Genomic DNA, 13651 nt, shown 5'->3' with positions numbered 1-13651 from the left:
GTGCCGAGGTAGTGGACTACCTCGGCACCTCTCGTGCTACCTCGGCAGCTCGGGAACTACCTCGGCAGCTCGGGAACTACCTCGGCAGCTTGGGGACTACCTCGGCAGCTTGGGGACTACCTCGGCAGCTCGGGAACTACCTCGGCAGGCGGGTCAGAGCGGCGTGACGGTGCCGCGGAAGTGCTGGCGGCCGCGCGCGCCGTTCCATCCGACGTATGCGAACCCGCTCGTGTCGCCGCCCGGGGCTGCCTGGGCGTCCTGGGCACCCGGGGCACCCGGGGCACCTGCGGCGTCCGGGGTGACGGCCACGTCGACGGTGCCCGGGAGGAGCACGGGCGACGCGAACTCGACGGTCCACCGGTAGGCGTCCCCGCGGGCGTGCCCGACGTCGGCCAGCGCGCGGGCGGCGGTGTACATGCCGTGCGCGATGGCACGCGGGAACCCGAACGCCTTGGCGGACAGGGCCGACAGGTGGATCGGGTTGCGGTCGCCGGACACCGCGCCGTAGGCACGACCGGTGCCAGGACCGAGGGCCCAGCGGCCGGTGGGCAGCGGCGGCGTCCAGGTGCCCGCGGGGGCGCGGTCCTCCGCGCCGTCCGCCTCCTCGGGGGCGGCGGCGTCCGACGCCTCCGCCTCGGCCGTCCACGGCAGGTGGAAGCCCTTTGCGAGATACGTCGAGACGCCGCGCCACACGGGCGCGCTCGCGGGGTCGTCCTGGCGCCGCACCTCGGCCACCAGGTCCACCTGCACACCTCGCTTGTGGGGGCGCAGGTTCTCGGCCCACGCACGCACCTCGAGCACGTCACCGAGGGTCACGGGTCCTCGCAGCACGACGTCGTTCGCGAGGTGCACCATGCCCAGGAGCGGCAGCGGGAAGTCGCCGCGGACCATGACCGCCGTCGCCAGCGGGAAGGCGAGCACGTGCAGGTAGCCCGCGGGCAGCACGTCGGTCACCGGCTCGTGCAGCAGCCGCTGGTAGTCGTGCAGGTGGTGGGCGAGGTCGGCCGTCGGCACCCCGGTGACGCGGTAGACGACGTCGGGCAGCGTGAGGGCGGGCTCCTCGCCGCCGCCGTCGCCGGACCGTCCCTGGCCGATGACGGGCAGCCCCGGCATCGCACGCCCGGCGGCGATGCGTCCGGACGCGGCGGCCCCGCGCGCGTAGAGGCCGCCGAGCGCCGGCAGGGTCGGCAGGGTCTCCACGCGCAGCGGCTCGCCGGCGCTGGTGGCCGGCGCGGCCGCCGTCACCGCCCCACCAGGTTCTGCCCGCACACGCGCAGCACCTGCCCGTTGACGCCTGCCGCCGCGGGGGAGCACAGGAACGCGATCGCCTCGGCGACGTCGACCGGCTGCCCGCCCTGCTGCAGCGACGACACCCGGCGCGCCACCTCGCGGGTGGCGAGCGGGATCGACGCCGTCATCTCGGTCTCGATGAAGCCCGGCGCCACCGCGTTCGCCGTGCCGCCCCGGGCGGCGACCAGCGGCGCGGTGGCGCGCGTGTGCCCGATGACGCCCGCCTTGGAGAACGCGTAGTTGGTCTGGCCCTTGTTGCCGGCGATGCCGGAGGTCGAGGCGAGCGAGACGATCCGCAGGCCGTCCACGCCGTCGTCGCCGTCGCTGCCCAGCAGCTGGTCGTTGATCCGCAGCTGCGCCTCGAGGTTGACGGCGATCACCGCGTCCCACTGCGCCGGCTTCATGTTGGCGAGCAGCTTGTCGCGCAGGATCCCCGCGTTGTGCACCACGATGTCGAGCCCGCCGTGCCGGGTGCGCGCGTGCTCGAGGATGCGGCGGCCCGCGTCCTGCGCCGTGACGTCGAGCTGGAGCGTGGTGCCGCCCACGGCGTTCGCGGTGCGGGCCAGCCCTTCGCCGGCGGCGGGGACGTCCACGCACACGACGGTGGCGCCGTCGCGGGCCAGCGTCTTCGCGATCGCGGCACCGATGCCCCGCGCCGCGCCGGTGACCACGGCGACCTTCCCGGCCAGCGGGCGGTCCCAGTCGCCGGGCAGGTCGGCCTGCGCCGGCCCGACGGGCAGCAGCTGCCCGTCCACGTACGCCGAGCGGGCGGAGAGGAAGAAGCGCAGCGTCGCGAGGGCCGACGGGGCGTCGACGGCAGCGCCGTCGGTGAGCACGACGCCGTTGCCGGTGGCGCCTGCGCGCAGCTCCTTGGCGAGCGAGCGCAGGAAGCCGTCCACCCCGTTGCGGGCGGCGGCGAGCGCGGGCGCGTCGCCGGCGGCGGCCTCGCGGGACACGGTCACCACGCGGCCGTTGGTGGCGAGGCGGCGCAGCACCGACCCGACGGAGAGGACCGCCTCGGAGACGTCGGTGGGCCGGGCGGACCCGGTGAGCACGAGGAGGACGGCGCCCCAGCGGGCGTCGTCGGAGGGCTGGCGCCGCACGTCGAGGCCCCAGCCCAGGAGCTCCTTGGCGAGGAGGTCGGCGTCGCCGGTGGAGGCGGCGTCGGAGACGACGAGCACGGGGCCGACGGTCAGCGGGTCGCCCGCGCGAAAGCGCCGCAGCACGGCGGGCCGCGGCAGGCCCAGCTTGGTGGCGAGCGTCTTCGTGAAGCCCGAGTTGACGGCCTTGGTGTAGGAGTCGGTCACGGGGTCCCCTCTCAGACGGACTCGACGACGGCGGTGGCGCCGAGGCCGCCCGCGGCGCAGATGGAGATGAGGGCGCGGGCCGGCTTGCCGGTCTCCGCGGCCTTCGCTGCGACCAGCTTCGCCGCGGTGGCGAGGATGCGCCCGCCGGTGGCGGCGAACGGGTGTCCCGCGGCGAGCGAGGAGCCGTTGACGTTGAGCCGGTCGCGGTCGATGCTCCCGAGCGGCTCGTCGAGCCCGAGCTCGGCCTTGCAGTAGTCGGGGTCCTCCCAGGCGGCGAGCGTCGTGAGGACGGTCGACGCGAACGCCTCGTGGATCTCGTAGAAGTCGAAGTCGTCCAGCGCGAGCCCGTTGCGGGCGAGCAGGCGCGGCACGGCGTGCACGGGCGCCATGAGCAGCCCGTCGTGGCCGTGCACGAAGTCGACGGCCGCGGTCTCCGCGTCGACGAGGCGGGCGAGGACCGGCAGGTCGCGCTCGGCGGCCCACTCGGCGGACGACAGCAGCACGGTGGAGGCGCCGTCGGTCAGGGGGGTGGAGTTGCCGGCGGTCATCGTGGGCTCGGCGGGCTCGGCCAGACCGCGGCCGAAGACCGGCTTGAGCCCGGCGAGCTTCTCCAGCGAGGTGTCGGCGCGCAGGTTGTCGTCGCGGGTCAGGCCACGGAACGGCGTGACGAGGTCGTCGAAGAAGCCCGCGTCCCACGCGGCGGCGAGGTGCTGGTGGCTGGCGAGGGCGATCTCGTCCTGCGCGGCCCGGGAGATGCCCCAGCGCGCCGTCGTGATCGCCTGGTGCTCGCCCATCGACAGGCCGGTGCGCGGCTCGTCGGTGGCGGGGGTGAGCGGCTTGAGGTCGGAGGGGCGGACCTTCGCGAAGGCCTTGAGGCGGGCCTGGAGCGTCTTCGCGTGCGAGGCGTCGAGCAGCGCGCGGCGCAGTCCCTCGCTCACCGCGACGGGGGCGTCGGAGATGGTGTCCGTGCCCCCGGCGATGCCGGACTCGATCTGGCCGAGGCGGATCTTGTTGGCCACGGTGATGGCGGCCTCGAGGCCGGTGGCGCAGGCCTGCTGGAGGTCGAAGGCGGGCGTCTGGGGGGACAGCGAGGAGCCGAGGACGGACTCGCGCACGAGGTTGAAGTCGCGGGAGTGCTTGAGCACGGCGCCGCCGACGACCTCGCCGATGCGCTCGCCCTGGAGGCCGAAGCGCGCGACGAGCCCTTCGAGGGCGGCGGTGAACATCTCCTGGTTGGAGGCGTCGGCGTACTTCTTCCCGGCCCGCGAGAACGGGATGCGGTTGCCGCCCACGATCACGGCGTCCCGCACGGTCGGCTTCGCGGCACGGGGGGTCCGGGACGTGCTCGGGGAGGAGCCGTCGGACGGCTTGCGTGTAGCCACAGGTAGATCCTTCACTCCGTCGGTCAGGTAGGACTCACAGTACCTGATACTCTCAGTCCCGTGAGACGAGTCACAAGGTGCGGCCGATGACGGCCGCAGAACAGCTCGACGCCCGCTCGAACCCGGATTCTCGACCGGCCCTCGACGGTCGGTCGACCCGGTGGGACGACCATCGTGCCGCGCGACGGGCCCAGCTCGTCAATGCGGCGCGCAAGGCCGTCCACCGCGGGGGGCCAGGGGTCTCCATGGACGAGATCGCCGGCGAGGCGGGCACGTCCAAGTCGATCGTCTACCGGTACTTCGAGGACAAGGCAGGGTTGCGGCTCGCCGTGGCCGCGCACGTCGTCGCGACGATGCACGACGCCCTCCGCGAGGCAGCCGAGGCGGCGCCGACGCCGCACGCCGCGCTGCGCGCGATGGTCCGCGTGTACCTCGAGATGATCGAGCACTCGCCCAACGTCTACTGGTTCGTGACGCGCACCGCCATCGGCGGCAACGAGCCTGCCCCCGGGGCCGCCGGCACCGGGCAGGCCGAGGCGCTGGGTGCGTACCTCGACTCCGTCATCGAGCTGGTCGCCGAACCGTTCGCGCGCGCCGTCCACGTCGCTCCGGCGCTCGCGGCGGCGTGGGCGGCCGGTGCCGTCGGCTTCGTCCGCGGCGCCGGCGAGTGGTGGCTCGGTCACGACGGCGCCGGCCGCCTCACCCGGGAGGAGCTCACCGAGCAGGTGACCCTGTGGCTGTGGACCGGCCCCGTCGGCGTCCTCCACCACGAGGGCGCGCCGCCTCTCGCGACCTCTCCGACCCCCGACACCGCACAACCGCAGGAGCACCGATGACCACGACGTCCGACCGTCCCGTGACGCACGCGCCCGCCGCGCACCAGGGGTCCGCAGGCAAGCCGACGCCCCGCGTCGACGTCGCGGGCCTGTCCGAGCAGCTGCTCGGCCGGTGGCCGGAGTGGCGCCGCCACGCCCGCGCCCGCTCGACCGACCCGACCTTCTGGAAGGACGAGTCGCTGTCGATGGCGGAGCACCGCGAGCGGGTGCTCGAGCAGATGCGCCTCCTCGCGAACGCGGACGAGAAGCACCAGGTGTGGCTGGCGTTCCCCGAGCGGCTCGGCGGCGGCGACTCGCCGGGCGCCAACCTGGCGGGCTTCGAGGAGCTCGTGGTGGCCGACCCGTCGCTGCAGATCAAGGCGGGCGTCCAGTGGGGCCTGTTCGCCTCGGCGATCCTGCACCTCGGGACGCCGGAGCAGCAGGACCGCCTGCTGCCCGGGGCGATGGACCTCTCGGTGCCGGGCGCGTTCGCGATGACGGAGATCGGGCACGGCTCGGACGTCGCGTCGGTCGCCACGACGGCCACGTACGACCCTGAGACGGAGGAGTTCGTCATCCACACGCCGTTCCGCGCGGCGTGGAAGGAGTACCTGGGCAACGCGGCCGCGCACGCCACGGCGGCGACCGTCTTCGCGCAGCTGGTCACGAACGGCGTCAACCACGGCGTGCACTGCTTCTACGTCCCGGTCCGCGACCCGGAGACCATGGAGTTCCTCCCCGGCATCAGCGGGCACGACGACGGGCTCAAGGGCGGCCTGCGCGGCGTGGACAACGGTCGCCTGGCGTTCGACCACGTGCGCGTCCCCCGGACGGACCTGCTGGCCCGCTACGGCGCCGTCGCCGCGGACGGCACGTACTCGTCGTCGATCGACAGCCCCGGTCGCCGCTTCTTCACCATGCTCGGCTCGCTGGTGCAGGGACGCGTCTCGCTGGACGGCGCGGCCTCCACGGCGTCCAAGCTCGGGCTCGCCATCGCCGTGCGGTACGGCGCGGAGCGCCGCCAGTTCACGTCGGCGTCGCCGATCGAGGAGACGGTGCTGCTCGACTACGCGACGCACCGCCGCCGCCTGTTCCCGCGCATCGCCGAGACGTACGCGACGCACTTCGCGCACGACCGCCTGCTCGACCTGTTCGACGACGTGTTCTCCGGGGCGAAGGACACCCCCGAGCACCGCGAGGACCTGGAGACGATGGCGGCGGCGCTCAAGGCGACGTCGACGACGTTCGCGCTCGAGACGCTGCAGGAGGCGCGCGTCGCGTGCGGCGGCGCCGGGTTCATCACCGAGAACCGCATCACGAGCCTGCACCACGACCTGGACGTGTACGCCACGTTCGAGGGCGACAACACGGTGCTGCTGCAGCTCGTCGCCAAGCGCCTCGTGGGCGACTACGCGAAGGCCCTCAAGGGCGCCACGTCGACGCCGGCGGGCATCGCGCGGTTCGTGGTCGACCGCGCCGCGGACACCGCGCTGCACCGCACCGGGCTGCGCCGGGCCGGCCAGGCCATCGCGGACGCGGGCGACCCGCGCCGTGCCGCCGGGCACCTGCGCGACGCCGAGACCCAGCGCGAGCTGCTCGCCGACCGCGTCGCGACGATCGTCGAGGAGGTCGCCATGGCCCTGCGCCCCGCGCAGAAGGCCGACCCGGTGACCGCCGCGCGGATCTTCGACGAGAACCAGGTGCAGCTCCTCGAGGCGGCCCGGGCGCACGCGGACCTGCTGCGCTGGTCGGCGTTCACCGACGCGCTGGAGCAGGTCGAGGACCCGGGCACCCGCCGGGTCATGACCTGGGTGCGGGACGTCTTCGGGCTCACCCTGATCGAGCGCAACCTCGCCTGGTACCTGATCCACGGGCGTCTGTCGGCGCAGCGCGCGCGCACGGTGACCTCGTACGTCGACCGCCTGCTCGACCGCCTGCGCCCGCACGCCGTCGACCTGGTCGACGCGTGGGGCTACGGGCAGGAGCACCTGCGGGCCGTGATCGCGTCGGGCATCGAGGCCGAGCGACAGGACGAGGCGCGGGCGTACTACGCGCAGCAGCGGGCCGACGGCACCGCGCCGGTCAGCGAGAAGGCGCTGAAGAAGCAGCGGCGCGGCTGAGCCGGCCGGCCCGGCTGATCCGTCGCCGGACGCCGGAGGGGGCCCGTCGAGACCTGGTCTCGGCGGGCCCCCTCGCGCGTGAACGGGCGGGCAGTCAGGCGGTCAGGCGGCCGCCGGGGCCGGGTCGCCGGCGCGCACGGGCCGCGGGTACTCCTCGACGACGGCCCCAGGGTTCTCGGTCCCGGCCGGGGCGACGGCGGGGACGGTGGCGGCAGGTACGGGCTCCTCGACCCCCTGCTCGACGACCTGCTCGGCCGGCTGCTCGTCCCGCAGCGGCAGCCCGAGCGTCACGGTGGCCGGGCGCGCGACGCGCGGCGGTGGGGTCGCGAGGGCGGCCAGCGCGGCTCCCCCGAGCCCGAGCAGCAGGGCGGCCCACGCCACCCAGGTCCAGCCGAGCGCGGCCGACGCGCCCAGCAGAGCCCCGTCCACCACCCCGACGACGAGCCCGACGACGAGCACCCGTCTCATGCCTACCTCCCACGGTCCGCCTCATCCGTGCCTCTCCCAGGAGACGACAGGTGCGGCGGTCGTGCATCCGCAGGGACGGCCGTGCAGGTCACAGGTGCGTCACAGTCAGCGTCCCGGGTTCTCCCGCCAGGCGGACACGGCGAAGGGAGCCGGCTGCGAGGGTCCGTCGTGCCCGAGGAGGAGGGGCGACGGCGTGCCGTCGAACGCCGAACGCAGCTGGTGGTGCATCTCTCCCGTGAGGCGCAGCGCGAGCTCGAGGCGGACCGGCGCCACGTGGTCGGCGTGGAGCCGGCCGCCCAGCGCGGGGTGCGGCGAGAACGCGAGCACCTCGTCGGCGCGCGGCAGCGTGCCCGCTTCGAGGACCTCGCGGCACAGGTCCTCCAGGAGGAGGTCGGTGCGGCCGTCGGGGGAGTCGAGCTCGGTGTACATCTCCACTGCGCTGGACCACCGGAGCTCGAGCGACCCCTCGATCGTGTCGAGGAACCACCAGCCCTCCAGGGACTCGAGGAAGACGTCGCCGAAGACGGTCGTGAAGCGGGGCGTCTTGCCGTGGACCCCCAGCCACGACCAGGACGCCAGTCCGTACGCGAAGGCGCCCGGGGCAAAGGTTCGGAGCAGTTCCACGTGCGCATCAAACCACCTTGTGGTAGTCGGCAAGAATCTGGCTCTTGATGCCGCTGTCGTGGCGTGGCTCACGCAGAAGTGTCACCCGATCGTGGCCGAGGTCAAAGAAAGCGGCACAAAGGTCAAGCCGAGGTCATCCCTGCAGGTCGCGGCTGTCCGTCCTCGGGTCCGGAACTCGGCGCGCGTGCCGCCCGTTCTCCCACGGGCGGTCCGACGACCTCGGAGCACCGCGCCACGATCGACCCCCTCACCCGGAGGTGAACCATGGAGACGCCGGCCGAGCACGGACGGGCCGACGCCCGCAGCATCGTGATCACCGGCCTCACCACGCTGGCCTGGTACGCCGTGCCGGACGTCGTGGGGCCCCGGTGGGCGCGCGCCCTGACGAAGGCCGGGGTGCTCGCCGCCGGGGTGGCGCTCGGGGTGGCCGCGACCGACGAGGGCCGCTCTGCCCTCGTCGGGGCCCGCGAGGTGCGCGACGAGCTGCGCGGCCTGCGAGAGCTCGGCGACGGCGACGGGGTGGACGAGACCGACCCGGCCCGCGCCGTCCGGGACGACAACGTCCTGCTGGACGAGGCGGACGGGGCGCCGGACCTCGGTGACGCCGACCCGCTGCCGGCGCTGACGGTCGTGGCCGGGGTGGCCGCTGGAGCGGTGGCCGTCGTGGCGGCCGTCGCGGTCGCGGGGGAGAAGTGGGCCTACCGCCGCGGCGAGCGGTGGCGCGCGCGCGGCCTGCGGCTGCCGCACACGCGGGTCGGCCTGCTCCTCGGCGCGGCGGCGGCGGTCGCGACGGCCGTGGACCCGTCGGTCGCCGTCGGCCGGCCGCCCGGACCGGGTCGCGCGTCGCTCGCGTCGGGTGCGGGCAAGGGCTGAGCGCGGAAGTCAGTCGTCGAAGACGTCCCAGCAGATCGCGCTGCGCGCCCGCTGGTCGTCGAGCACCAGGTCGCGCAGCCCGGCCGGGATGCGCTCGCGCTGCCAGTCGCGCTCACGACGACGGGCGGCCTCCGCCTCGGGGGCGGGCGCAGCGGCGCTCGCGGCCCGGATCGCGTACGCGGCCGCGCCCAGGTCGTGCGCGGCGACGTGCGCCACCGCCACGGCCTGCCCGGCGGCGAGGGCGGCGAACCGCGCCGGGTCGGGGCGCCCCTTCCCTGCCGCGTTGGCGACGAAGGCGGTGCGGTGCGCCTCGCGCATCGGCACCTCGCCGCGGATCCAGCCGCGGGCGACCTCCAGCGCGTCGCGCGGGCGCGGGTCGTCGGGCACCTCCCGCTCGAAGAGTGGCAGCACGTGCTCGGCGCAGGCCACCGCCCACCCGGCCAGCAGCCGGTGGTGCTCGTCGGTCAGGCTCCCGCCCCGGCGGACGGTGATGAGGCGCGGGTCGCGATCGGTCGGCAGGATCGGCACGGGACCATCCTGCCCGGGGCGGTCACGCCTTTCACGTCAGGACGAACGCGGCACACCAGCGCGGCGGCGCCGAGCGTCCGCAGCGCCATGGGCAGCCCGACACCGGTCACGACGAAGAGGAGGCCCTCGGCCCCGGCGGACGCCGGTAGACTGGCGGCGCGCCGTGTGGCGCCCCCGCCCGGACCGACGCCGGATACCGGCACCGCGAGGCGGTGCGGCGATCACCCGGTCCGAGCACCCGGAGCATTCCGGCGCCCGTGCTCGAACTCGTGCGACCCGAGGGAAGTTGATGACCGCCGCTGCCGACAGCGCTGAAGCCGTGTCCGCCCCCCGCCCGCAGCTCGACACCGTCGAGCACGCCGCGTCGACGCCCGACGAGGCCCAGCCCTTCGCGGAGCTCGGGCTGAAGCCGGACGAGTACGCGCGCATCCGCGACCTCCTGGGCCGGCGCCCCACCGCCGCCGAGCTCGCCATGTACTCGGTGATGTGGTCCGAGCACTGCTCGTACAAGTCGTCCAAGGTGCACCTGAAGAAGTTCGGCGACCGCGTCACCGACGAGATGAAGAAGCACCTGCTCGTCGGCATCGGCGAGAACGCCGGCGTCGTCGACGTCGGCGACGGCTGGGCCGTGACCTTCAAGGTCGAGTCGCACAACCACCCGTCGTTCGTCGAGCCCTACCAGGGTGCCGCGACCGGCGTGGGCGGCATCGTGCGCGACATCATCTCGATGGGCGCGCGCCCCGTGGCCGTCATGGACCAGCTCCGCTTCGGCGCCGTCGACCACCCGGACACGGCGCGCGTCGTGCACGGCGTCGTCAGCGGCGTGGGCGGCTACGGCAACTCGCTGGGCGTGCCGAACATCGGCGGCGAGCTCGTCTTCGACAGCTCCTACCAGGGCAACCCGCTCGTCAACGCGCTCTGCCTCGGCGTGCTGCGCCACGAGGACATCCATCTCGCGAACGCCTCGGGCGTCGGCAACAAGGTGGTGCTGTTCGGTGCTCGCACCGGCGGCGACGGGATCGGCGGCGCCTCCATCCTCGCCTCGGAGACCTTCGAGGACGGCGTGCCCGCCAAGCGCCCGAGCGTCCAGGTGGGCGACCCCTTCATGGAGAAGGTGCTCATCGAGTGCTGCCTGGAGCTGTACGCCGCGCAGGTGGTGGAGGGCATCCAGGATCTCGGCGCCGCGGGCATCTCCTGCGCCACGAGCGAGCTCGCGTCCAACGGCGACGGCGGCATGCACGTCTGGCTCGACGACGTGCTGCTGCGCGACCCCTCCCTGAACGCCGGCGAGATCCTCATGTCGGAGTCGCAGGAGCGCATGATGGCGGTGGTGACGCCCGAGAAGCTCGAGCAGTTCCTCGCGATCACCGGCAAGTGGGACGTCGAGACCGCCGTCATCGGCGAGGTCAACGACTCCGGGCGCCTCACCATCGACCACCACGGCCAGCGGATCGTGGACGTCGACCCGCGGACCGTCGCGCACGAGGGCCCGGTCTACGAGCGCCCGTACGCCCGCCCCGCGTGGCAGGACGGCCTCCAGGCCGACACCACGGTCGCCGCCGGCCTGGCGCGCCCGACGTCGGCCGACGAGCTGCGCGCCACCGCGCTGCGCCTGCTCGCGTCGCCGAACCTCGCGTCGAAGGCGTGGGTCACGAACCAGTACGACCGTTTCGTGCAGGGCAACACCGCGCTCGCGCAGCCCGACGACGGCGGCGTGGTCCGCGTCGACGAGTCCACCGGTCGCGGTGTCGCCCTGGCCACCGACGCGAACGGCCGCTACGGCAAGCTCGACCCGCGGACCGGTGCCCAGCTCGCGCTCGCCGAGGCGTACCGCAACGTCGCCACGGCCGGTGCCACGCCGCTCGCGGTCACGGACTGCCTCAACTTCGGCTCGCCGGAGCACCCGGACTCGATGTGGCAGCTCGTCGAGGCGATCGAGGGCCTGGCGGACGCCTGCCAGGAGCTGGGCGTGCCCGTCACCGGCGGCAACGTCTCGCTCTACAACGGCACCGGCGAGCCCGGTCAGATCGACTCGTCGATCCACCCGACGCCGGTCGTCGGCGTGCTCGGCGTGATCGACGACGTGCGCACGGCGGTGCCGTCCGGCTGGCGCGACGCGGGCCTGTCGATCCTGCTCCTCGGCCGCACCGGCGACGAGCTCGACGGCTCGGCCTGGGCCGACGTCGAGCACGGTCACCTCGGCGGCCTGCCGCCGCGCGTGGACCTCGCCGCCGAGCGGGCGCTGGCGTCCGTGCTGGTCGCCGCGCGCGAGCAGGGGCTCGTCGCGGGCGCGCACGACCTCTCCGAGGGCGGCCTGGCGCAGGCGCTGATCGAGGCGTCGCTGCGCTACGGCGTCGGCGCGGACGTCGCGCTGGACGGCGTCACCGGGCGCGACGGTGTCTCGCCGTTCGCCGCGCTGTTCAGCGAGTCCACCGCGCGCGCCCTCGTGGCCGTGGACCCGGAGCACGAGACCGAGCTGGTCGCGGTGGCCGAGGCCGCCGGCGTCCCGGTGCTGCGTCTGGGGCACACGGGCGGGGACGCGCTCGCCGTGGCCGGCGGCTTCGACGGCGAGACCTTCACGCTCCCGCTGACCGAGGCCCGCGAGGCGCACGAGGGCACGCTGCCGCGCATCTTCGGCTGACCCTCCGGAGGCGCGTACCGCGTCGCCGAGGTAGCACGGCCATCCCCGAGGTAGTGCACGGCGCTACCTCGGGGCGGCTGCGCCACCTCGGCGGGCCGGGGGACGGCGTCTCGCGAAGTGAGATCGCGTCTCGCCGGTCGGTTACCCTGCGAAGGACTCGCCTACGCCGTGCCGCCGTCCACCGGCTCCGCGCGCCGCGTGTCTCACCGACCGGGAGGAGCCCCATGGAAGACCGACTGCACCCAGTGTTCGCCGAGGTGCTGCGCCGCAACCCGGGCGAGGTGGAGTTCCACCAGGCCGTGCGCGAGGTCTTCGAGTCGCTGGGCCCGGTGCTGCGCAAGAACCCGCAGTACGTGGAGGCGGCGGTCCTCGAGCGCATCTGCGAGCCCGAGCGGCAGATCATCTTCCGCGTGCCCTGGGTGGACGACACGGGTCGCGTGCGGATCAACCGCGGCTTCCGCGTGGAGTACAACTCCGCCCTCGGCCCGTACAAGGGTGGCCTGCGCTTCCACCCCTCGGTGTACCTGGGGATCGTGAAGTTCCTCGGGTTCGAGCAGATCTTCAAGAACGCCCTCACGGGCCTGCCGATCGGCGGGGGCAAGGGCGGCTCCGACTTCGACCCGCGGGGCCGGTCCGACGGTGAGGTCATGCGCTTCTGCCAGTCGTTCATGACCGAGCTCTACCGCCACATCGGCGAGTACACGGACGTGCCCGCCGGCGACATCGGCGTGGGCGCGCGCGAGATCGGCTACCTCTTCGGGCAGTACAAGCGGATCACCAACCGCTACGAGTCGGGCGTGCTCACGGGCAAGGGCCTCACCTGGGGCGGTTCGCTGGTGCGGCGCGAGGCGACCGGCTACGGCGCGGTCCTCTTCGCGCAGAGCATGCTCGGCACGCGGGGCGACAGCCTCGACGGCCGGCGGGTCTCCGTCTCCGGGTCCGGCAACGTGGCGATCTACGCCGCCGAGAAGGCGGCGCAGCTGGGTGGCCGCGTCGTGACGTTCTCCGACTCCTCCGGCTACGTCGTCGACGAGGCGGGCGTCGATCTCGACCTCCTCAAGGAGGTCAAGGAGGTCGAGCGCGGTCGCGTCTCCGACTACGTGGCTCGCCGCCCCGGCGCACGCCTCGTGACCGACGGCAGCATCTGGGACGTGCCCACCGACGTCGCCCTGCCGTGCGCCACGCAGAACGAGCTCACCGAGGCGGACGCCAAGCAGCTCGTCGCTCAGGGCGTGCGCGCCGTCGCCGAGGGCGCCAACATGCCGACCACCCCGGAGGCCGTCGGGCTCCTGCGCGACGCCGGCGTCCTGTTCGGCCCGGGCAAGGCGGCCAACGCGGGCGGCGTCGCCACCTCGGCGTTGGAGATGCAGCAGAACGCGTCCCGCGACTCGTGGAGCTTCGAGCACACGGAGGCGCGCCTCGCCGAGATCATGACCAACATCCACGACAGCTGCCTCGCCACGGCCGACGAGTACGACGCGCCTGGCGACTACGTCGTCGGCGCCAACGTCGCGGGCTTCACGAGGGTCGCGGACGCGATGATCGCGTTCGGCGTCGTCTGAGACCGCGGCGCACGAACGACGACGGCGCGTCCCCGGGAGGG

Annotated in this window: 11 protein-coding genes; 5 read left to right on the top strand and 6 right to left on the bottom strand. The window is 74.2% G+C overall.

All coding sequences use genetic code 11. The annotated features are described in order from the left end of the window. Positions 1–153: 153 nt before the first annotated feature. From ACWGKI_RS18975 to ACWGKI_RS18965, 3 genes are read right to left on the bottom strand one after another with little or no spacing between them, the layout of a single operon-like run. Positions 154–1245 (bottom strand): MaoC family dehydratase, encoded by a 1092-nt coding sequence (locus tag ACWGKI_RS18975; protein WP_452189098.1) that lies wholly within the window; start codon positions 1243–1245, stop codon positions 154–156. Then, positions 1242–2597: a 3-oxoacyl-ACP reductase gene (locus ACWGKI_RS18970; protein ID WP_452189097.1), complete on the bottom strand. Its 1356-nt coding sequence runs from the start codon at positions 2595–2597 to the stop codon at positions 1242–1244. The genes ACWGKI_RS18975 and ACWGKI_RS18970 overlap by 4 nt, the downstream gene beginning before the upstream one ends. Before the next feature lie 11 nt (positions 2598–2608). Next, entirely contained in the window at positions 2609–3979 is a 1371-nt protein-coding gene (locus ACWGKI_RS18965) for an acetyl-CoA C-acetyltransferase (protein WP_380243705.1), read from the bottom strand. Between the two features lie 86 nt (positions 3980–4065). Between ACWGKI_RS18965 and ACWGKI_RS18960 the strand changes: the two genes are divergently transcribed. Both ACWGKI_RS18960 and ACWGKI_RS18955 read left to right on the top strand, forming a co-directional pair. After that, positions 4066–4815 (top strand): TetR/AcrR family transcriptional regulator, encoded by a 750-nt coding sequence (locus ACWGKI_RS18960; protein WP_452189094.1) that lies wholly within the window; start codon positions 4066–4068, stop codon positions 4813–4815. Beyond that, the gene (locus tag ACWGKI_RS18955; RefSeq protein ID WP_380243707.1) at positions 4812–6914 is read left to right on the top strand and encodes an acyl-CoA dehydrogenase family protein; all 2103 of its coding nucleotides are present in this window, start codon (positions 4812–4814) and stop codon (positions 6912–6914) included. The genes ACWGKI_RS18960 and ACWGKI_RS18955 overlap by 4 nt, the downstream gene beginning before the upstream one ends. Positions 6915–7016: 102 nt before the next feature. Here ACWGKI_RS18955 and ACWGKI_RS18950 read toward each other — a convergent pair whose 3' ends face one another. Next, entirely contained in the window at positions 7017–7382 is a 366-nt protein-coding gene (locus ACWGKI_RS18950; RefSeq protein ID WP_452189092.1) for a hypothetical protein, read from the bottom strand. A 105-nt stretch (positions 7383–7487) separates the two neighbouring features. Next, entirely contained in the window at positions 7488–8006 is a 519-nt protein-coding gene (locus ACWGKI_RS18945) for a hypothetical protein (protein WP_452189090.1), read from the bottom strand. 264 nt (positions 8007–8270) lie between these two features. Here ACWGKI_RS18945 and ACWGKI_RS18940 point away from each other — a divergent pair, with 264 nt between their 5' ends. Continuing rightward, positions 8271–8879 (top strand): hypothetical protein, encoded by a 609-nt coding sequence (locus ACWGKI_RS18940; RefSeq protein ID WP_452189088.1) that lies wholly within the window; start codon positions 8271–8273, stop codon positions 8877–8879. A gap of 9 nt (positions 8880–8888) precedes the next feature. Here ACWGKI_RS18940 and ACWGKI_RS18935 read toward each other — a convergent pair whose 3' ends face one another. Next, positions 8889–9407, bottom strand: a complete 519-nt coding sequence (locus ACWGKI_RS18935; protein WP_380245262.1) for a putative immunity protein — start codon at positions 9405–9407, stop codon at positions 8889–8891. Between the two features lie 289 nt (positions 9408–9696). On the opposite strand from ACWGKI_RS18935, the gene purL reads away from it, so the two are divergent. Next, the gene (gene purL, locus ACWGKI_RS18930) at positions 9697–12048 is read left to right on the top strand and encodes a phosphoribosylformylglycinamidine synthase subunit PurL (protein ID WP_452189086.1); all 2352 of its coding nucleotides are present in this window, start codon (positions 9697–9699) and stop codon (positions 12046–12048) included. 224 nt (positions 12049–12272) lie between these two features. Further along, on the top strand, positions 12273–13610 hold the full coding sequence (gdhA, locus tag ACWGKI_RS18925) for an NADP-specific glutamate dehydrogenase (RefSeq protein WP_452189084.1): 1338 nt from the start codon (positions 12273–12275) through the stop codon (positions 13608–13610). Positions 13611–13651: the final 41 nt, after the last annotated feature.

It is taken from the genome of Isoptericola sp. NPDC055881, from assembly GCF_053615895.1.
The sequence above is the reverse complement of the archived record's forward strand: the minus strand, read 5'-3'. Positions and strand labels throughout refer to the sequence as shown.